At 44.9% G+C, this 18,714-nt stretch carries 19 protein-coding genes; 13 read left to right on the top strand and 6 right to left on the bottom strand.

What is annotated here, in order from left to right; genetic code table 11:
- Window positions 1–49 precede the first annotated feature (49 nt).
- The 3 genes from ACXHJ2_RS22255 (at window position 50) to ACXHJ2_RS22245 (ending at window position 4,215) form a co-directional block, all read left to right on the top strand.
- Window positions 50–1,072 (top strand): LacI family DNA-binding transcriptional regulator, encoded by a 1,023-nt coding sequence (locus ACXHJ2_RS22255; RefSeq protein WP_165083225.1) that lies wholly within the window; start codon window positions 50–52, stop codon window positions 1,070–1,072.
- Window positions 1,073–1,253: 181 nt separating this feature from the next.
- Window positions 1,254–2,729, top strand: coding sequence for a glycoside hydrolase family 32 protein (locus tag ACXHJ2_RS22250; RefSeq protein ID WP_165083223.1), 1,476 nt, complete (start codon window positions 1,254–1,256; stop codon window positions 2,727–2,729).
- A gap of 67 nt (window positions 2,730–2,796) precedes the next feature.
- Window positions 2,797–4,215 (top strand): sucrose-specific PTS transporter subunit IIBC, encoded by a 1,419-nt coding sequence (locus ACXHJ2_RS22245; RefSeq protein WP_013368965.1) that lies wholly within the window; start codon window positions 2,797–2,799, stop codon window positions 4,213–4,215.
- Window positions 4,216–4,344: 129 nt separating this feature from the next.
- On the opposite strand, the gene ACXHJ2_RS22240 is transcribed toward ACXHJ2_RS22245, so the two are convergent.
- Window positions 4,345–5,133: an AraC family transcriptional regulator gene (locus ACXHJ2_RS22240; protein WP_165083221.1), complete on the bottom strand. Its 789-nt coding sequence runs from the start codon at window positions 5,131–5,133 to the stop codon at window positions 4,345–4,347.
- A gap of 178 nt (window positions 5,134–5,311) precedes the next feature.
- On the opposite strand from ACXHJ2_RS22240, the gene pyk reads away from it, so the two are divergent.
- Complete coding sequence (gene pyk / locus ACXHJ2_RS22235) at window positions 5,312–6,727, top strand: pyruvate kinase (protein ID WP_137077650.1); 1,416 nt, start codon at window positions 5,312–5,314, stop codon at window positions 6,725–6,727.
- 76 nt (window positions 6,728–6,803) lie between these two features.
- Here the strand turns inward: pyk and ACXHJ2_RS22230 are convergent, their stop codons facing one another.
- Window positions 6,804–7,202, bottom strand: a complete 399-nt coding sequence (locus tag ACXHJ2_RS22230; protein WP_016820211.1) for a hypothetical protein — start codon at window positions 7,200–7,202, stop codon at window positions 6,804–6,806.
- Window positions 7,203–7,493: 291 nt separating this feature from the next.
- Window positions 7,494–7,835: a DUF805 domain-containing protein gene (locus tag ACXHJ2_RS22225; RefSeq protein ID WP_016820212.1), complete on the bottom strand. Its 342-nt coding sequence runs from the start codon at window positions 7,833–7,835 to the stop codon at window positions 7,494–7,496.
- A gap of 429 nt (window positions 7,836–8,264) precedes the next feature.
- Here ACXHJ2_RS22225 and ACXHJ2_RS22220 point away from each other — a divergent pair, with 429 nt between their 5' ends.
- The 3 genes from ACXHJ2_RS22220 (at window position 8,265) to ACXHJ2_RS22210 (ending at window position 11,632) form a co-directional block, all read left to right on the top strand.
- Window positions 8,265–10,700, top strand: coding sequence for a LamG-like jellyroll fold domain-containing protein (locus ACXHJ2_RS22220; protein ID WP_165083219.1), 2,436 nt, complete (start codon window positions 8,265–8,267; stop codon window positions 10,698–10,700).
- 384 nt (window positions 10,701–11,084) lie between these two features.
- A complete protein-coding gene (locus ACXHJ2_RS22215) occupies window positions 11,085–11,285 on the top strand; it encodes a cold-shock protein (RefSeq protein WP_007428290.1) in 201 nt (66 codons plus the stop codon).
- Between the two features lie 131 nt (window positions 11,286–11,416).
- Complete coding sequence (locus tag ACXHJ2_RS22210; protein ID WP_007428291.1) at window positions 11,417–11,632, top strand: cold-shock protein; 216 nt, start codon at window positions 11,417–11,419, stop codon at window positions 11,630–11,632.
- A gap of 82 nt (window positions 11,633–11,714) precedes the next feature.
- Here the strand turns inward: ACXHJ2_RS22210 and ACXHJ2_RS22205 are convergent, their stop codons facing one another.
- A complete protein-coding gene (locus ACXHJ2_RS22205; RefSeq protein WP_017425678.1) occupies window positions 11,715–12,539 on the bottom strand; it encodes an alpha/beta fold hydrolase in 825 nt (274 codons plus the stop codon).
- A gap of 186 nt (window positions 12,540–12,725) precedes the next feature.
- On the opposite strand from ACXHJ2_RS22205, the gene ACXHJ2_RS22200 reads away from it, so the two are divergent.
- A complete protein-coding gene (locus tag ACXHJ2_RS22200) occupies window positions 12,726–13,058 on the top strand; it encodes a hypothetical protein (RefSeq protein WP_016820215.1) in 333 nt (110 codons plus the stop codon).
- Between the two features lie 50 nt (window positions 13,059–13,108).
- Here ACXHJ2_RS22200 and ACXHJ2_RS22195 read toward each other — a convergent pair whose 3' ends face one another.
- Together ACXHJ2_RS22195 and ACXHJ2_RS22190 are read right to left on the bottom strand one after the other, a co-directional pair.
- Window positions 13,109–13,654 (bottom strand): GNAT family N-acetyltransferase, encoded by a 546-nt coding sequence (locus tag ACXHJ2_RS22195; RefSeq protein WP_165083217.1) that lies wholly within the window; start codon window positions 13,652–13,654, stop codon window positions 13,109–13,111.
- Between the two features lie 259 nt (window positions 13,655–13,913).
- Entirely contained in the window at window positions 13,914–14,486 is a 573-nt protein-coding gene (locus tag ACXHJ2_RS22190) for a hypothetical protein (protein WP_165083215.1), read from the bottom strand.
- A gap of 213 nt (window positions 14,487–14,699) precedes the next feature.
- On the opposite strand from ACXHJ2_RS22190, the gene ACXHJ2_RS22185 reads away from it, so the two are divergent.
- The 5 genes from ACXHJ2_RS22185 to ACXHJ2_RS22165 all read left to right on the top strand — a co-directional run bounded on the left by ACXHJ2_RS22185 (window position 14,700) and on the right by ACXHJ2_RS22165 (window position 18,692).
- The gene (locus tag ACXHJ2_RS22185; protein WP_017425681.1) at window positions 14,700–15,113 is read left to right on the top strand and encodes a GntR family transcriptional regulator; all 414 of its coding nucleotides are present in this window, start codon (window positions 14,700–14,702) and stop codon (window positions 15,111–15,113) included.
- Window positions 15,110–15,823: an ABC transporter ATP-binding protein gene (locus ACXHJ2_RS22180; RefSeq protein ID WP_165083213.1), complete on the top strand. Its 714-nt coding sequence runs from the start codon at window positions 15,110–15,112 to the stop codon at window positions 15,821–15,823. The genes ACXHJ2_RS22185 and ACXHJ2_RS22180 overlap by 4 nt, the downstream gene beginning before the upstream one ends.
- Window positions 15,820–16,587, top strand: a complete 768-nt coding sequence (locus tag ACXHJ2_RS22175) for an ABC-2 transporter permease (protein WP_165083211.1) — start codon at window positions 15,820–15,822, stop codon at window positions 16,585–16,587. The genes ACXHJ2_RS22180 and ACXHJ2_RS22175 overlap by 4 nt, the downstream gene beginning before the upstream one ends.
- Before the next feature lie 39 nt (window positions 16,588–16,626).
- Window positions 16,627–17,112, top strand: a complete 486-nt coding sequence (locus tag ACXHJ2_RS22170) for a cytochrome c biogenesis protein CcdC (RefSeq protein WP_016820221.1) — start codon at window positions 16,627–16,629, stop codon at window positions 17,110–17,112.
- A 362-nt stretch (window positions 17,113–17,474) separates the two neighbouring features.
- Window positions 17,475–18,692, top strand: coding sequence for a stalk domain-containing protein (locus ACXHJ2_RS22165; RefSeq protein ID WP_165083209.1), 1,218 nt, complete (start codon window positions 17,475–17,477; stop codon window positions 18,690–18,692).
- The last annotated feature ends 22 nt before the right edge of the window (window positions 18,693–18,714 follow it).

Below are 18,714 nucleotides of genomic sequence, written 5' to 3'. Positions count from 1 at the left end.
AATGAGAAGTTTTGGACACTTATGAAAATGAAAATCTCCGGGGGACCTCATGAATAAGACGATTGCAGATATAGCCCAAATGGCTGGTGTATCCAAGAGCACGGTATCCCGTTTTTTGAACGGTGGCTCTGTCAGCCTGGATACGAGACGTAAAATTGAAAAGGTGGTCAAAGCCACGGGGTATGTGCCCAATACCTTTGCCCAGAGTCTAAAGGCAAAACGAACCAACATTATCGGAACCGTCGTGCCACGGCTGGATTCTTTTGCCACATCCCATACGTTAATGGGGATTGATGAGGAGCTGCGTTCCCAGCATTACCAGATGTTGATCTCTAATACGAGTCAGGATGTAAAACGTGAAATCGAAGCGATCTATGAGTTCGCACGGCAAAAAATTTCAGGTATCATTCTGCTGGCTGCTCAAATTACAGACGACCATCTGACCGCGATTCGTGACATCAGTATTCCGGTATTGCTGGTAGGCCAACAACATGAGCAGATCCATAGCCTTATCCATGATGATTATCGTGCCGGATATGATATCGGCGCATATGTCCTGTCACAGGGCCACCGTGAAATTGCCTATGTCGGTGTGACTGAAAGGGATGTTGCTGTCGGTGTGCAGCGTAAAGAGGGCTTTAGGGAGGCTGTTCGCGATGCATTACCTGCTGCGTGTTATACGGACGAGGCGATGCGAGCCGCAGGATATGATATCAGATACTATGAAACCGGGTTTAAAATGTCCGATGCACGGATTGCTGCATCCGCCATTTTGGACCAATTCAAACCATCGTTAATGGTGTGTGCTACAGATAATATCGCGCTTGGGGTAATCAACGCGGCTTATTCCAGAGGAATTACCATTCCGTCGGATTTGTCGGTAACTGGCTTTGGGGGATACGATATTACGGAGGTCATTCACCCTGCGCTAACAACTGTTCAATATCCGTATATGGAGGCTGGACGTGTAGCAGCACAAAATATTGTACGGCTGGTAGAACATAAAACGGTAGAGCAAGTAACAGTCATGGATTATTCCCTTATTGAAAGAGAAAGCGTTGACAAACGTTAAACAAGTGGATTATAATTTCTTCGAAACCGGTTCCATTTTACTCTTGCACAATTGGAATCGGTTGCAACTCCATGGATGAGTATTTTTTTTAATCGTATAGGAACCGGTTCCGTTATAATATTTTTTCGTTAATTTGGAACCGGTTCCCTAAATCTAAGCTTTTAAAAAATGAGGTACACCTATGAAAATGACAAAAGAACAAAAGTATCGATTGATCGAGCAGGCAGAGCCCGGTGAAATAGCGAGCTTGCAGAAAAAGGTGGAGCAATGTCAGTGGCGACAGTCGTTTCATATCCAGCCACCGACAGGTTTACTCAATGATCCGAATGGATTTTCATATTATCAAGGTGAATACCATTTATTTTATCAGTGGTTCCCGCTCGGAACCGATCATGGGATGAAATATTGGTATCATTTGAAATCCAAAGATTTGGTCACATGGCATAGTGCAGGCATTGGCATCACACCTGGGGACAATTTCGACTCGCATGGGGCTTATTCCGGCAGCGCGCTAGAGCATGAGGACAAGTTATACATGATGTACACAGGAAATACAAGAGACGAAAACTGGATTAGACATCCTTATCAATGCATGGCTGTAATGGATGAGAGCGGTCGCATTACCAAGTGGGAGCATCCTGTTATTGATCATGTACCAGAAGGCTATACAGATCATTTTCGTGATCCCAAGCTGTGGAAGGACGGCGATAGTTTCTACTGTGTGATTGGTGCCCAGAGAACGAATTCAACAGGCTGCGTTGTCCTTTACCGTTCAACCGATCTTCATACTTGGCAGTTCGAGGGGGAACTGAACACCGGGCTGGAATCGTTTGGATATATGTGGGAATGTCCGGATTATTTTGAACTGAACGGAGCAGGGGTCTTGGTCTTTTCTCCACAGGGCTTGGAGCCTTCAGGGGACGAAAACCACAACATTTATCAATCGGGCTACGTCATCGGCAAACTGCTGAATACAGAGACAAGAACACTGGAGCATGGCGCATTCCACGAGCTCGATAGAGGCTTTGATTTCTATGCACCACAGACGATGATTGACCCGCAGGGGCGGCGTATTATGGTGGCCTGGATGGGGCTGCCGGATATCGAATACCCGACAGATCCGAACGGATGGGCCCATTGTCTGACGTTACCGAGAGAACTTACGCTTCATGAGGGAAAACTCTTGCAGCGGCCAATCCCAGAACTAACCACATTGCGTAGAAATAGTGAGGATCGGGTAGCTGATACGTTGTCTTCAGAGAGCAAAACCTATGAAGGATTTAAAGGTACAGCGTATGAGCTGATCTGTGAAGTAGATCTTTTGGATGCGAAGGCATTTGGTATCGAATTCCGTGCGAGTGAGACGGAGAAAACGGTGATAAAATATAACGCCGTCAGCCGCAAACTTGTATTGGACCGTTCGCAATCGGGTGAGCCTGTAGCCGCTGAGTATGGTGAAGTGCGGCAGTGTGCATGGGATAAGGATCATATCAAACTTCATCTGTTTGTGGATACATCTTCGGTTGAGATTTTCATCAATGATGGGGAAGAAGTGTTCACCAGTCGTATTTTTCCGCACCCAGAGAGTGACGAAATACGCTTTTTTGCCGACAAGGGAGAGGCTCTCTTCCAAGCGGTAAAATGGAATTTTACATGAGTAGGCTAATTCATCAAGTGGATCGTTAATCATCAAACATAACGGAATGAACGAGGGGATGAACATCATGGCGGAAAACAGAGAGATAGCTAAAGAAGTGATCGAGGCGATCGGTGGAAAGGAAAATATCGCTTCGTTTGCTCACTGTGCAACGCGCTTACGAATTATGGTGCATGATAAGGAGAAGATTGATCAGAAAAAAGTTGAAGAGATCGACAAGGTTAAGGGTGCTTTCTTCAATTCAGGTCAATATCAGATTATTTTTGGTACAGGAACGGTAAATCGGATTTTTGAAGAGGTTGAGAAGCTTGGCGTGACGGGTTCATCTAAAGAAGAGGTGAAGAGTCAGGCGAAAAAGGAGGGCAACGTCTTCCAGCGGTCCATTCGTACCTTTGGCGATGTGTTTGTACCGATTATTCCAGTGCTGGTCGCTACGGGGTTGTTCATGGGACTGCGCGGTTTGCTTACTCAGCCGCAAATTCTCGCTCTGCTCGGTATGACGCCGCAGGATATTTCACCTAACTTTTTATTATATACACAGGTATTAACGGATACGGCTTTTGCCTTTCTGCCTGCGTTAGTCGCATGGTCAGCCTTTAGAGTATTCGGCGGTAGTCCGGTGCTGGGTATCGTTCTCGGTCTGATGCTGGTAAACCCGGCTCTCCCTAACGCGTATAGTGTTGCGGACGGCTCAGCTCATCCGTTGACGATGTTCGGATTCATTCCAGTGGTGGGCTATCAGGGCTCAGTATTGCCAGCCTTCTTCGTGGGTTTGATCGGAGCCAAACTGGAGCGGGCGCTGCGTAAACGGGTGCCTGAAGCGCTGGATCTGATTCTGACACCGTTTTTAACACTGTTGATTATGATCACTTTGGGACTGTTTGCTATCGGTCCAGTGTTCCATTCACTTGAAGAATGGGTGCTGCACGGAACAATATTTGTACTTGATTTGCCTTTCGGTATTGCAGGGATCGTCATCGGCTTTTTGCATCAGATTATCGTCGTTACAGGTGTGCATCATATATTTAATTTTCTGGAGATCCAACTGCTTGAAAAGAACGGCGTAAATGCCTTCAATGCTATTATTACCTGCGCAATGGCTGCACAGGGAGCTGCCTGCCTGGCGGTTGGTCTGAAAACGAAGGACAGCAAGCTGAAAGCGTTGGCCCTTCCTTCTTCGTTCTCCGCTTTCCTGGGGATTACAGAGCCGGCTATCTTCGGAGTCAATCTGAGATATATGAAGCCTTTTGTCATGGGTCTCATCGGCGGAGCGGTTGGTGGTTTTATTGCTTCAGTCTTCCATTTGGCGGCTACAGGGATGGCGGTTACAGTTATTCCGGGTACGTTGCTCTACATGAACCATCAGCTTCCGCTTTACATTTTGGCGAACTTGGCTGCTATGGCTGTATCTTTTGTCCTGACTTGGATGTTTGGCTTTAGCGATAAAATGCTGGATAAAGTCAAAACAGCGGGTTCCTCCAAATAATATCATCCAGTCAGCCCAAATACACGCAGATTCATGCGCGTAAGTATAATGATAATGGTCGCTTTTACATGAATTCCATGTAGGGCGGCCAATTTTTCTATCTATGATATTCCGCTTCAGGCTATCAGATTAGACGATGGATGAACGATCATCCAGAAATTCGGACGGGGAACAGCCTGTTAAGCGTTTGAAGATCCGATGAAAATAGGAAACATCGCTATAGCCCACATACTCCGAAATTTCACGAATCGTTAGCCGCGACTCGGTTAGCATGTAGATGGCGGTTTTAATACGTTGCGTATGTACATGCTCACTAATCGTTTGGCGTGTGACCTCACGCAGCAGTGTCGCCGCATAGTTGGGGGTTTTGCGGATGGCGTCGCCAAGCTCTTCTTTGGTTACCTTTTCCCTGTAGTGATTCTGTATATACTGTTTCATATGTTCCACATGCCGCTCTTTATCGCAAGAAATGGCGCCTTTGTCCCATTCCTGGTTCATATAAATCATGGCCTCGGTCAGCAGACAGTCAGCCATCAGAGTATAGTAGCTTGGGTGTTCTGTCCATTGATAATACATCGATTTGATCCGTTCATGCAGCATATCGTAGCATCCTGGTTTGATTAATAACGGCTTGTTTATGTTCAGTATAGGAAGTGTACTGTTCGTACATGTTTTGCGGCAATGTATCACATACTTGGTATGGAAAAGCGTAGGAATACTCTTTCCATAGTAGTTCAGATGAGCGGGTAAAAGCAGTGCTTCACCCTTGCCAAGAATGAACTTGCAATCGTTCACCCAATATACACATTTGCCAAAGGTGACCAAGATGAACAGTAAGTCATCGTGGCTGCTATTTGTGCCAGCCTTTTCATACCAGTCCACACCGTTGTCCTGCCGTATATCCATCAATGTAATCACGAAACTCACTCCCCGATGTCTTCAATATTCACTATACTGTAGTACATTCATCATACTATAGTTCATAGTCTTGGTGCACGGGTACAGGTAGAATAGAAGCATATAAGTTTAATGTAGATAGAGAAGCAAAGTGGAATAGAAACCATACAGTAAAGACATTCAGGAGGATGACATTACTATGCTTAAAACGAAAATTATTTGTACTATGGGACCTGCCTGTGACTCCATTGATTTGTTAAAAGAAATGATCCAGGCTGGTATGACGGTAGCTCGCTTAAACATGGCTCATGGGGAGCTGGAGGATCATGTTAAACGTATTGAAAATGTAAGACAGGCAGCGAAGGAAATGAATACCTGTATCCCTGTCATGATGGATATTAAAGGACCGGAAATACGGATTGGCAAGCTGAAAGAGGCATCTGTTCTACTGAAGCCAGGCAGCCAGCTCATTCTGACCACGGAAGAGATTTTGGGGGACGAGCATCGTATTTCGGTGAATTACCCAGATATGCCGAAGGATATCAAAACAGGTGACCGCATTCTCATCGACGACGGTTTGGTTGATCTGACTGTAACCTCCATCGAAGGAACCGAGATGATTTGTAATATCGTAAGCGGCGGTATTTTGAAGCCGAGAAAAGGTGTGAATCTGCCAGGGATTCATACAACTCTTCCAGGCGTAACAGAGCGCGACGTGAAGCACATTCAATTTGGGGTGGAGCAGCGTATCGAGCTTATTGCGGCTTCTTTTGTGCGTAAAGGCGACGACATCCGTGAAATCCGTGAGATTTTGAAAGGACATCATGCCGAGCACGTACAGATTTATTCCAAAATTGAAAATGCCGAAGGCATGGAAAACCTGGATGATATCATCGAAGCTTCGGACGGTATTATGGTAGCTCGTGGCGACCTGGGCGTGGAAGTGCCGATTCAAGACGTGCCTGTGATGCAAAAAGAAATGATCGACAAGTGTAATCTGGTCGGTAAGCCCGTTATTGTCGCTACTCACATGTTGGAGTCCATGCAGGTGAACCCGCGTCCGACGAGAGCTGAAGTTAGTGACGTGTTCAATGCCGTTATGCAGGGAGCTGACGTAGTGATGCTGTCGGGCGAATCTGCTGCAGGTAAATACCCTGTTGAATCCGTACGGACCATGGCTGCGGTAGCTGCCAGTGCAGAATCCCAATTGGATTACCAGGAGCAGTTCGATAAGCGCAGAGCACGCCAAAGCACGAACATTACCGAAGTCATTAGTCAAGGTGCAGTGAGTTCGTCTCTGGAGCTGGATGCCAAAGCGATTATTACCTCGACTGCTAGTGGATTCACGGCTCGTATGGTGTCCAAATATCGTCCGAAGGCACCGATCATTGCGGTTACTCCGAATAACACAGTATTCGCTAAAATTTGCCTCTTGTCCGGTGTATTCCCGATTAAAGGGGATAAGGTAGCCACAACGGATGAAATGTTCGAATCTTCCATCCGTAACGCGCTGAATGCAGGCTATATCCATAAAGGAGATACTGTAGTCCTGTCAGCAGGTGTTCCTGTCGCTGAGGCGGGCACGACCAATCTGATTCGGGTATATCAAGCGTAAGTTACATCAAATACAAAAAAAGGCGCTGATCCTCTATGGTTTCAGCGCCTTTTTTATGTTCGGTCGTGTCCTAGGCTTAAAGGCCGAACACACTTTTGGCAACGACTTGTGTCAGTTCTGCCTTATGGGCTTGGTATTGCTCAAGGGTAATGCTCTTATTGGCCAGTCGTTGATCCAACTGCTCCGTCAACTGAGCTACCTGTAGATCAACGATAGCCTGAGCATCCTGATTATGGGTTTGTGCAATATCAGCCAAGGTTTGACCATTATATAACGCATCATATAATTGCTCATCCGAGGATATACCCAGTGCTTTCAACAGATCATCATCCTTGGAAGCTTCATTGTCCTGTACATGAAGGGCTCTCTCTGGAGCCAGTGCAGCAGCATTAGCCCGACTTCCCCAAGTAGATGACTGCCCAATAGATAACGCCAGCAACAGTGTGCAGATGACCAACATTCGTTTTCGATTCATAAGTGTAAATCTCCTTTTGTGTTTCATTAAATTTCTGACGGGGTGGAACGGTATATGGATATCCAACGGGAGTGATGTTTATGCCTTTAGCCCATCCGGCTTATGTAGTTACCAGATTCTTAAATACATCATACACGCCCAATCTTAGCGCCAGCTTAATACTCGTTTAAAATAAACTAAAAGAGAAGATTGTAAACAGGTAGCGCTAAAAAAATTCGCAGATGACAAAAAGAGGATATGAAAAAAACCTCCTTCACAAAAGTGAAAGAGGTTTTAGACAACTACATCAAATTACAATTTAGGGTTTTTCCCATACTTATTGTCGCCAGGCTGACTGTCTAGGCATGTGAATACAAGCAGCACAATGCTCCCAAAAGGAACCAATGCGATCAGAATCCACCACCCGGTTTTGCCGGTGTCGTGTAGTCTGCGGAAAAGTACTCCCAGAGACGGTAACAAAACAGCCAGACCATAGATAGATGACAATACGAAAGGAAGTCCCAAGAGGAAATCCAACAAGTATAATACCAGACCAGCTATCGCATTGAACAGAGTAAACATCCAGTATTCTGTACGTCTTGCTCTACCTTGAAATCCTACATAGTTTTGAAGCACTTTTAAATACCATTGCATATATTTTCACCTCCTCATAAAATGTAAATATTTGTATTATATTCATCGTAAAACAATTATTTTTAGATATATCGGCAGGTAACATATAGAATTTTACTTGTCAAATTATAACTTTAAACTAGGAATTAAAGCAACACATTTATTAAGGTTAATAATTAAATGAATAATTCATAAAAATATAAAATTACATATTGAATTTTCCATATTCATTGAATAATATAGAGATACGATTAACCGTCAGGTTTGAATCGTCCTTCTTAACAAAGGAGGTTTTATTTTTCATATTGGTTGAAAGCGCTTTAATTCAGAGAGGAGGATGATCAACATTTAATTTAAGAGTGGAGATGTTAATACAAACATAATCCTGAACGTCTTATTCATTATTGTTTTATGTTAGCAGGAATGTTCAAAACGAGAGGAGATTGATTTATGAAGCAATTATTTGTTCGTAAAGTAACGGCTGCTTCTCTGGCAGGTGCACTGTTGTTGCCTGCTTCTTTGGTGGGCGCCGAGTCCACACTCAATTCAGATACAGCTGGGATTCAAAGTCTGGAGCAAACCACCCTTCAAGCTCAAGGTCTGGATAACATTTTAAGCCAAAGTAAAAAGGCTGTTTCCTTCAAGGAGACTTCCGTACATGATCCATCCATCCTGAAAGTGAAAGATACATTTTACATTTTTGGTTCACATCTGGCGGCTGCCAAATCCAAAGACCTCATGAATTGGGATACAATTGCGACAGGTGTGGCAAATGGTAATGCATTGATTCCCAACGTCAAAGAGGAATTAAAGGAAGCGCTGGATTGGGCGCAGACAGACACGCTGTGGGCAGCGGATGTCATTCAACTGGCGGATGGCAAGTTCTATATGTACTATAACGCTTGTAAAGGAGACTCCCCGCGTTCAGCTATGGGCCTAGCGGTTGCTGATAAAATTGAAGGACCTTATAAGAATAAAGGAATTTTCCTGAAGTCCGGTATGTGGGATCAACCGAGTGAAGATGGGACGATCTATGACGCAACCAAGCATCCCAATGCCGTAGACCCTGACACTTTCTATGATAAGAACGGCAAGCTGTGGATGGTATATGGCTCCTACTCCGGAGGCATTTTCATTATGCAGATGGATGAAAAAACAGGGAAGCCTTTACCAGGCCAAGGCTACGGGAAAAAACTGACGGGCGGTAACCATGCTCGTATGGAGGGGCCGTACATACAATACAGTCCACAAACGGACTACTATTACTTGTTCCTGTCCTATGGCGGATTGTCAGCGGATGGCGGATATAACTTGCGTGTGGCTCGGTCCAAAACACCGGATGGTCCTTTCTACGATGCTGAAGGCAACGACATGATCAAGGTTAAAGCGAATCCTGACAAACCTCTTTTTGATGACGCTTCCATTGAGCCATACGGCGTCAAGTTAATAGGTAATTACCTAATTCCAAGAGAAATTGGTGATCCGGGAACAGGGCTGGGTACAGGCTATGTGTCGCCCGGACACAACTCGGCTTATTATGATCCCAAGACGAAAAAGCATTTTGTCATTTTTCATTCCCGTTTTCCGGGGAGAGGTGAGCAGTTTGAAGTGCGTGTACATGAAATGTTCATGAACGCTGACGGTTGGCCTGTAGTTGCTCCTTATCGTTATTCAGGAGATGAGGATTCACTGAAAAAGCTGTCAGAGAAGGATGTCATCGGCCAATACTCGTATGTAAATCACGGGAAGGAAATTTCGGCCAATATTAAGCAAGCTGTTACCGTCAATCTGGATCACGGTGGCAAACTGTCTGGCGGAGTGAACGGTACATGGAAGCTGGGGGCAGACAATCAGCTGGAAGTTACAGCAGATGGTGCGAAGTACAAAGGGGTATTCCTGCGGCACCGTGATCCAGACACGGGAGCCAAAACCCTTGCTTTTACCGCACTGTCCTCCAAGGGTGTTGCAGTATGGGGTTCGCTAAAGCCTGATCTGAAGGCCAGCAAGATTGTAGCTGCGGTGCAGAAGGATCTGAGTCTAGGAGACACAAGCAACGTTTTTTATGATCTCACGCTACCTACTCAAGCTGCACAAGATACCACGATTTCGTGGGAATCTTCCCGTCCTGAGATTATTTCTGTCACTGGTGAAGTGTACCGTCCAGAAGCCGGTTCCCAGCCTGCAGCAGTTACATTGACGGCGACTATTAAAAAGGACAAAGCTACAGCAAAGAAAAGTTTTAGTGCCATTGTTCCCGAGCAGGCTCAAGGCCCTCAGCTCGCACGTTACTCGTGGAGTGAGGACCAAGGAACTTCGGTTGTCGACAGCACATATAATCAACTCGACGGTAAGGCCTATGGTGGTGCCACATGGGATAAAGATGGGAAGCTTGGCGGTGCTCTTGCCCTGAACGGCAAGGATGGTTACGTGCAGCTGCCTAACACGGTAACGGATGCGAAGGACTTTACCTTTTCCGCTTGGGTGAACTGGAAGGGCGGAGCCGCTTGGCAACGGATTTTTGACTTCGGCAACGGCCAGGCTCGCCATATGTTCCTCACCCCTTCCCAAGGAAGCGGTGTACTCCAGTTTACAATCCATGAAGGTACGGATCAGAGCCTGCTCTCCAAATCATCATTACCTCTAAACCAGTGGACCCATGTGGCGGTTACACTGGAGGGGAATACAGGGAGGCTGTATGTAAATGGTGAAGAAGTAGCTGTAAATGACGGTATTACCTTTAACCCTAATGAGTTGCTGACAAACGAGGCGTATCTCGGTAAAAGCCGCTTTATCGCTGATGCCTACTTTAACGGCAGCATGGACGAGGTACAGTTATATAACAAAGCGCTGACAGCAGAGGAAATTAAAGCACTAGCGGATTTGTAATTAAAATGAGCAAACAAAGCAGGGGATGGACTTTTTCTCAAGAAGTTCATCTCCTGCGCAACGTTGTGTATATTTATTTCTTGATTACTGGTATAATAGGAAGCAATTGCGGATATAATGTTTTAGGTAGGCGTTAATGACTCACTCTTGTCTAATGAAGACAGCTTGAGGCAGCAATAGATGACATAAGCACTCTGCATAAATTAAATTCTCCAGTGCTTGCGTTTTCAATACACTTATGGTAATATGAGTATATTGAAATTGTGACCTGAGATTCACATATTGTAGAGGGTTATTGTTTTAGGTTGAAATAACCTTGTGCAATATGTGAATTTTTATTTGTAAAAAATAAAGGTCATATAAATATATTTTGGAGGTAATTCCATGCAAACAGGTACAGTTAAATGGTTTAACGCAGAAAAAGGTTTCGGTTTCATCGAAGTTGAAGGTGGAAGCGATGTATTCGTACACTTCTCCGCAATCCAAGGCGAAGGTTTCAAATCTTTGGACGAAGGCCAACGCGTAGAATTCAACGTAGTTGAAGGAAACCGTGGACCACAAGCTGAGAACGTTGTAAAACTGTAATTTTAAATTACAGCCTACTTCAGATGCCCCGAACATAGCGTTTGGGGCATTTGTTTTTATCTGTTCACAAGACCGTTTTTGAACTGATTACATCTTATCGCTTTATAAATCATGAAGAAAGAGGGATGTTTATGTACAATTCACGGAAAAAGCCAATGGATGAAATTCCTGAGGAAATTACAGCTGTTTGGAATTGCGCCAGTGATACATGCAACGGCTGGATGCGGGATAACTTCGCTTTTTCTGTCGAGCCGACATGCCCCATTTGCGGTTCTGCCATGGTGAAGGGCGAGAAAAAGCTGGCTGTTTTAAACAATACGAGCTTTAATCATACCAAACAATCCTAAGCGGATACATGTTTGTAGTAAAAGATGCCCCATAGCCATAACGGCGCTGAGGCGTCTTTTTTGTTTTTCTGAGAACAGGCTTTCAATTAGGGTGTATAGAGGATGGGGATAGTATGCTCAGTAAGGTGGAATTAAATTCAGGTAGTGCCTCATAAAATACACCGTGACCACTTCGTTCGAAAGGAATAAGCCTGGAGCCGGCAATTCCTTTTTGAGTTTGGAGCGCTAGAGGGAAAGGGCAGACCCGATCCAGCTTGCCGTGTAGAATCCACGTAGGCACGTGTATACATGGCAAATCGGGCCGTAAATCAGAGTCACGCAGTGAATACAAAGTACAAGCCATGCTATGAACCGAAGCCGCAAAGCCCTGATCACGTAACCAGTCACGTAAACTCTGGCTGACGGGTTTGGCGAACAACATTTCGCCAAATGATGTTACCAGTTGCGGACGATCTGTATAGGCTTGTGTGATGAGTTTATCTACCTCTGCGACAGGAGTGCCGTAAGGAAAGTCGCTGGTTGGGGTAAACCGAGGCGTGGCAGCTCCGATCAAAATTAGCTGATCAACACCCCATCCCCTATGTCTGCTCATGTAGCGCGTGACAATTGCTCCCCCCATAGAAAAACCGATCAGCCGTATATGGCTTAATTGGAGGGCCTGTATAACAGCCAGGAGATCGTCTGCCAGTCGATCATAATTGTAGCCATGCCATGGTCGATCAGACTTCCCGAACCCCCTAAGATCAACTTGAATACAGCGGTATCCGTAAGCAGGCAACTGGGCAACCTGGTATTCGTACATTCGATGGTCCAGCGGCCAGCCGTGCACCATCAAAACAGGGATGCCTTCTCCTATATCTTCTACATACAGCTTAACGCCACGTTCCACTTCAATATAATATCCCATGATGCTCCCCCCTTTAAAAATCACGAAATTTCGTTCTCTCTCACATATATGTAGTCAGGGCTTAGCTCATTCGGAAAAGGGGTGAGATCGCCGCTATACAAGTATAGAATTAGTAAAATATGTATGTCATCCTGCATGGGGATAGGATATACTTATGGAATGAAACAGCATTGGGAGAGTGGAACAATGACACCATCAAAAACATTAAAATGGATTACGGGCGGATTGGAGCTATTTTTTGCTATTCCTGTTTTGGGCGGGCTGCTCGTCATAAATTCTGCGTATACTGTATTGTTCTTTATGTTGATTTTCCACATTGTGACGTTGGTGCTATCGGTAACTAATAAAGAGACTTATTATGGATCTATTTTAGGGATTGTGACCTCGGTTGTTGGGTGGATTCCATTTGTAGGCTGGTTAATGCACCTGCTCTCAGGCATATTTTTGATGATTACCGCAGCCCAACAGCCGCGAGACCATTATCGTAATCGCAATCCCTACGATGATTATCGTTATTAGGGCCAATATCGCCTCGAAATGATGAAAGATCCTGTGGAACAGGATCTTTTTTAGTTATGGAATCTTCCCATGATTATGGTGTTGTAGTATTGACCATCTGAGAGAATCTTGTCGTTTTTTAATAACCCTTCGATTTCAAATCCATGCTTTTTATAAAGTTCAATGGCTTTATTATTGGTTTCTAGAACTTGTAGGCTCATTTTCTGGATGCCGTTAGAGTCTGCCCAGGAAATGGATTCTTTCAGAAGATTCGTCCCGATTCCATACCCCCAGAAATCCTTTTGTACACACACACCGAATTCAACTTTATGAGCGAATCGACGCAGAACATGACCTTCACATCTTGAAAATCCAACGACTTTATCATGAACGACCGCAACTAAAAATAGATTTTTGGCGTGCTCTGTATCGGCTTTAATAAGCTGTTCAAAACCGGATGTACTTATGAATGCTTCTCCCTTTTCTCTGTCTAAATTTTCAGTCTCTCCATCTATCCGTAAGCGGATTTCAGACAAATTCATCGCATCTTGAATCATAGCCGATCTAATGATATAGCTTACTCCTTGTACATGAAATTCCTGTTTATTTATTTTCATTACATACTCCTTTTGCTGAATCAGGATAAAAAGTGTGATCTCTGGCTTAAGTTAGTTTACCACATATTGTATCAAGTACATGAAAAATAAGCCTGTCCTCTTCTGTTGTATCGCAGCAGAGGGCAGGCTTATTCATTCTCGATCCGTACAGGGAGGCCGGATGGAGATTTATTATTGTGGAGTGGCTGTGTCAGATTAACAAATGATTCTTATGAATGTGACTTATCGAGCTACAGCTTTTGGAAAACAGAAGCTGTAGCTATTTTTGCTTAGCAGAGGCTTGAGCTGCATTTGGCTTAGCAGGTGCCTTAGCCGCATCTGTTTTATCTGGAGCTTTACCTGCTTCTCCTTTAGCCCCGTCTACTGGTGGCTTAGAGGGCTTAACGCCATTCACCATATCGGTAATCATTTGCTTCAGATTGGAAACACGCTGGTTATATTCACTTGCGGTAATCTTGCCATTTTGTTTTTCCGTAGCGAGTTTCGACTTCATATCCGAAACCATCACATCAATCACGGAGTTTACGCTCGCGCCTTGTGCTTTGGCGATCGTAGCAAGGGATTTACCAGCCTTCAACTGTGTATCTAACTGACTGGAGGACAATTTCAATAGTTTCAGGAGAGCCTTGTTCTCAGCATAGTTTCCTCCTGCGATTTGTGGACCGTTAGCATCGCCAGGGTTTCCCTTAGGTGCCTGTGCTTTACTTGCAGTAGGAGCCTTCTCAGGTGTAGTTGAAGCAGCATGGGCTGCGCCTGTGGAGTACAGCGCTCCGCCTCCTAAAAATGCCAACGCCATCGTTCCGGCCAAAATTGCTTTCTTGGTGCTCTTCATCTTCATTTTCCACCTTTCGTTTATGGTTTATTTGGTACGTGATACATCATAAGGGATTAACTTGAATGCTATCTGAGCGCAAGCTGAGCATTTACTGAATGGAATTTGCAAGGCAGGACTAGCATTTTAACGAATTGCTATTGTATTACGTGTGTTAAGTGATATAATACACTACAGGCACGATAGATACAGCCGAATTAGGGGGAAACACCCATGGAAGAACAACGGGTTGGCTCGTTCCGATTTTTAATAGACTTTAGCCAGCCATTATATGAACAAATATTAAATCAAGTACGAAGCTCCATTGCTAAAGGAGAGATTGAAATGGGAAGCAAAATGCCATCTGTGCGTGATCTGGCGCAGGAATTGCGTATGAATCCGAATACCGTGATGCGGGCGTATCAGGAGCTGGAACGGGACGGATTGACTGAGAAGCGACGCGGTCTGGGTACGTATGTAACTTCGTCCAGTGAGCGGATTGCCAGCTTTCGGGAACAATTGGCTATGTCGTATATCGATCAGTTTCTCGGACAGATGAGCAGCCTGGGATTATCCTGGGAAGATGTACAGCAATATATAAGAAGCCGACAGGACGGAGATCACAAGGAAGAAGGCGAAAAGGCATGACGGAGTCTGTGGTAACCGCAAAGCAGTTGATGAAGCAATATGGAAATAAAAAAGCATTGGACCAACTGGATGTCGTCATTCCAGCAGGACGTATTGTAGGCATACTTGGGCCCAATGGCTGCGGGAAGTCCAGCTTCTTTCGAGCCGTCACGGGGTTGATTCAGCCGGACGGGGGCGAGCTTCAGGTGCTGGGCCAACAGCCAAGCTGGGAAACCAACCGGAATATATCCTATCTTCCTGACCGGGCACGCTGGTATCCCAATCATACAGTTCAGCAGACGCTGGAATGGGGGAAGTCCCTTTTGCCTGGCTTCAATCTAAAGGATGCCTATAAACTTGCTGACCATATGGATGTGGAATTGGAGCTAAAGATGGCCGGGTTGAGTCGCGGACAGGAGGCGCGTGTGCTGCTGATTCTGTGCCTGGCACGAGAAGTACCGCTTATGATCCTGGATGAACCTTTTGTAGGCATTGATGTCCTCTCTAGAGAAGCGATCGTAGCTGGGATTATTGATTATTTGGAGGATCGGCAACAATCTATACTCATTAGCACACATGATATTCAGGAAGTGGAAGGCTTGTTTGATTACACGGTCATGATGGACCGCGGGCGAGTGATATGGTCTGGTGAATCGGATGATCTGCGTGCAGAGCATGGCTCGCTGAACCAGGTGTTCCGCAATTTGTACAAAAGGGAGTGGAAGGCGTGAATTCATCCGGGCTGTTCAAAGATTTAATACGCCATGAATTTCGAAATAAAGGAAGCTGGAGAAAGCAAAGCCGCAATCGACTGCCCAGATCGTGGAGACTTGTATATTTCTCACTATTTCTAGTTGCGGCGTTCGCGATCTCCTTGTACTTCGCTCTTCACAACCAACTCGAATTGACAAGGCTGTGGTATGTCACCCTGGGCTTGCCGTACATGATTGTTTTCATGGGTGTGGGAATGCTGAGAAGAGAATGGGAAAATGACACCTACGGATGGTGGCTGACCCTTCCCTATCCGCGTATGTGGCTAATTAGCGCCAAATGGATTGCTGCTATTTTACAAACCATTGTCGTGATATTGCTCTTGTTTGTAGTAGGTTCTCTATACGCGCTATTTATCTCATCGACCATACAGGCTTATACGTTTGCGGATGCAGCGTCTTTTATGATAGCCGGCTTAAACTGGTTTGTAATGATTATCGCCTTTACGCCGTTGGTTATTGCGCTGGGTCTGCTGACGGCCAGTACCAAATACAGCACCTTGCGGCCGCTTAGCCCAATCCTGTGGATTCTTTTGATGGGTGGAGGAAGCGTCTTTTATTGGTCAGGCGATCAGCGGATTTATGAGCAGTTTCATCATGTTCACAACGGACAGTGGTTTCCTTTTACCTGGCATTTTCCGGTTGCGGTGTTGATTAGTTGGGTTGCTGCATATGCATTGATCCGCTTGAACGCTTATTTGCTGGAGAAAAAACTGTCGATTTAACTTAGGATAAATGACTCTATATTAGAAAGGAATTTCACCATGGCGACAATCTTTATCTATGCATTGATGGCTGTTCTGGTGGGTCTGATGATTTGGTTGAGAACCAAAAGACGAAGGGGCCCGGTAAAGGGAAAAGGATTTCGGATTTTGCTCCCTATGTTTATCGCTTTCCCAGCTATGATGATATCGGTATATCAATTGATGCATATTCCTGGTCAAACGTACGCGCCTCCCGCCTTTTGGGAGCTACTGGTTGCTGGGTTATTAGGGGTTCTGTTTGGCTACGTTATTTTGCTGCATACGGCGTATGAAAGACGGGATGACGGTCTCATCTATCCCAAGCCGAACCAATATTTTAAGTATATTATTATCGCTATTATTTTGATTCGCGTTGTTCTGACTCAATACCTCAGTAGTTTGGGTACGACCGAAATTAGCATGCTGGCCATTACGATGGCGCTGGTATATATCTCAATCTGGCGAATTGGGAGCTTTATCAAGTTTCGGAGGACGTTATCTGTATAACAATATGAATGAGGTAACAGCGGCTTTCTATTCAAAAAGCGTCCATTCGCTTGGTGATAGGAGCCGCTTTTTTTGAGCTAACTTCATTAGTACATGTTATTTATAATAAAATGATGAGGATGATCATACATTGTTATTGCTTTCCATATCCTTTATTCGAAGGTTTGTGACTTGCATGACAACGGTCATAAGTATAAAAATTCAAAGGAGGGTTAATAAGGTTTCAAATGATTTAAATGGGGTTTAAAGTTAGATAGGTGGGGAAGAGTTCAAACCTTCGTAGTTAACTGCAACCACATTAGTTACATAAAGAGAAATTGCATTCCATACTCTATTTTACAGGTTGAGAGGGGCTTACATTCATGAAAAAACATACGGTTACTGCTGCACTTGCTGGCTTGCTCGTTCTGTCTTCTGCTGTACCGGCTTTAGCAGCCGACGTAAAACCTGCTACGGGTATCCAGGTTTGGGTAGATGGCAAGAAGGAGGCTTACAAAATTGCGCCTATCGTGAGAAATAAGCAGGTGTTGATCCCCCTGAGACAATTGGCTACTAGTTTAGGAATTCCGCTGGACGCCAAGCATATTACATTCAATACGGCGCGTCAAAGTACGACGATTCGTTATGATCAAGCGACGGTTGTACTGGTATCCGGCAGTCCGGAAGCACAAATTAACGGGATTAAGGTACCACTGTCCACCTCGACCATCTTGACCAAGCAAGGGGTAACCTATGTGCCGGTCGATGTCGTCAAAGAAGCGTGGGGCAAGCAAGTGATTTGGGATCCGGCCAGCCAAACCTTGCAAATCGGGGTGAGTAATAAGGATAAGATTGTAGAGATTCTGAAAAGCTTTGAAACGGGTAATACGAAAGCAGCTGAGGCTTGGATCAGCAAAGATCAGTACATTCAGCATAATCCGAGCTTTGCTAGCGGGAGAGATGCCTTTTTGCAAGGGATTAGCCAATCGAAGGGAGCCAACGTGCTGGTTGAAGTCCAGCGGGTTATTCAGGACGGCAATGATGTAGCAGTACATTATAAAAAGTCTATTGCAGGGAAAACGAGTATTGGTTTTGATATTTTCCGCTTCGATAGCAATGGTAAAATTGTTGAGCATTGGGACAACATGCAGGACTCAGCTCCAACCAATCCAAGTGGACATACCATGATTGACGGAACAACACAAATCACGGATCTCAACCAAACCGAGACGAACAAAACGCTGATCCGCAAGTTTGTAGATGATGTGCTGGTTGGCAAAAATCGTGCAGCATTGGAAAGCTATTATAATGGGGATCAGTATATTCAGCATAATCCTCTTTTTGGTGATGGTGTATCCAGTCTGAAGCAAGCATTATCGGCAGCAGGTCAGGGAGCTTCTATTGGATATGATCAGGTGCATATGGTTCTTGGAGAAGGCAACTTCGTGCTGGTTGTAAGTGAATTGAAATCTCCTAAGGGGACTTCAGCCGCTGTCTATGATCTGTTCCGTGTAGAGAACGGCAAAATAGCCGAGCATTGGGATGTAGTTCAGGAGATTCCAGCTAAAACAGAGTGGAAAAATACGAACGGTAAATTTTAAAAAAATGCACATATAGTGCGAT

The sequence above is a fragment of the Paenibacillus sp. ALE3 genome (assembly GCF_054113405.1).
This window is presented reverse-complemented; position numbering and strand designations above follow the sequence as displayed.

Excerpts from the sequence above, each read along its gene's own strand:
- ACXHJ2_RS22245 (WP_013368965.1), top strand. The coding sequence starts at position 2,797 with ATGGCGGAAAACAGAGAGATAGCTAAAGAAGTGATCGAGGCGATCGGT.
- ACXHJ2_RS22185 (WP_017425681.1), top strand. The coding sequence starts at position 14,700 with ATGGAAGAACAACGGGTTGGCTCGTTCCGATTTTTAATAGACTTTAGC.
- ACXHJ2_RS22165 (WP_165083209.1), top strand. The coding sequence starts at position 17,475 with ATGAAAAAACATACGGTTACTGCTGCACTTGCTGGCTTGCTCGTTCTG.
- ACXHJ2_RS22250 (WP_165083223.1), top strand. The coding sequence starts at position 1,254 with ATGAAAATGACAAAAGAACAAAAGTATCGATTGATCGAGCAGGCAGAG.
- ACXHJ2_RS22180 (WP_165083213.1), top strand. The coding sequence starts at position 15,110 with ATGACGGAGTCTGTGGTAACCGCAAAGCAGTTGATGAAGCAATATGGA.
- ACXHJ2_RS22220 (WP_165083219.1), top strand. The coding sequence starts at position 8,265 with ATGAAGCAATTATTTGTTCGTAAAGTAACGGCTGCTTCTCTGGCAGGT.
- ACXHJ2_RS22205 (WP_017425678.1), bottom strand. The coding sequence starts at position 12,539 with ATGGGATATTATATTGAAGTGGAACGTGGCGTTAAGCTGTATGTAGAA.
- ACXHJ2_RS22225 (WP_016820212.1), bottom strand. The coding sequence starts at position 7,835 with ATGCAATGGTATTTAAAAGTGCTTCAAAACTATGTAGGATTTCAAGGT.
- ACXHJ2_RS22190 (WP_165083215.1), bottom strand. The coding sequence starts at position 14,486 with ATGAAGAGCACCAAGAAAGCAATTTTGGCCGGAACGATGGCGTTGGCA.
- ACXHJ2_RS22230 (WP_016820211.1), bottom strand. The coding sequence starts at position 7,202 with ATGAATCGAAAACGAATGTTGGTCATCTGCACACTGTTGCTGGCGTTA.
- ACXHJ2_RS22255 (WP_165083225.1), top strand. The coding sequence starts at position 50 with ATGAATAAGACGATTGCAGATATAGCCCAAATGGCTGGTGTATCCAAG.
- ACXHJ2_RS22195 (WP_165083217.1), bottom strand. The coding sequence starts at position 13,654 with ATGAAAATAAATAAACAGGAATTTCATGTACAAGGAGTAAGCTATATC.
- ACXHJ2_RS22210 (WP_007428291.1), top strand. The coding sequence starts at position 11,417 with ATGTACAATTCACGGAAAAAGCCAATGGATGAAATTCCTGAGGAAATT.
- pyk (WP_137077650.1), top strand. The coding sequence starts at position 5,312 with ATGCTTAAAACGAAAATTATTTGTACTATGGGACCTGCCTGTGACTCC.
- ACXHJ2_RS22200 (WP_016820215.1), top strand. The coding sequence starts at position 12,726 with ATGACACCATCAAAAACATTAAAATGGATTACGGGCGGATTGGAGCTA.
- ACXHJ2_RS22215 (WP_007428290.1), top strand. The coding sequence starts at position 11,085 with ATGCAAACAGGTACAGTTAAATGGTTTAACGCAGAAAAAGGTTTCGGT.
- ACXHJ2_RS22170 (WP_016820221.1), top strand. The coding sequence starts at position 16,627 with ATGGCGACAATCTTTATCTATGCATTGATGGCTGTTCTGGTGGGTCTG.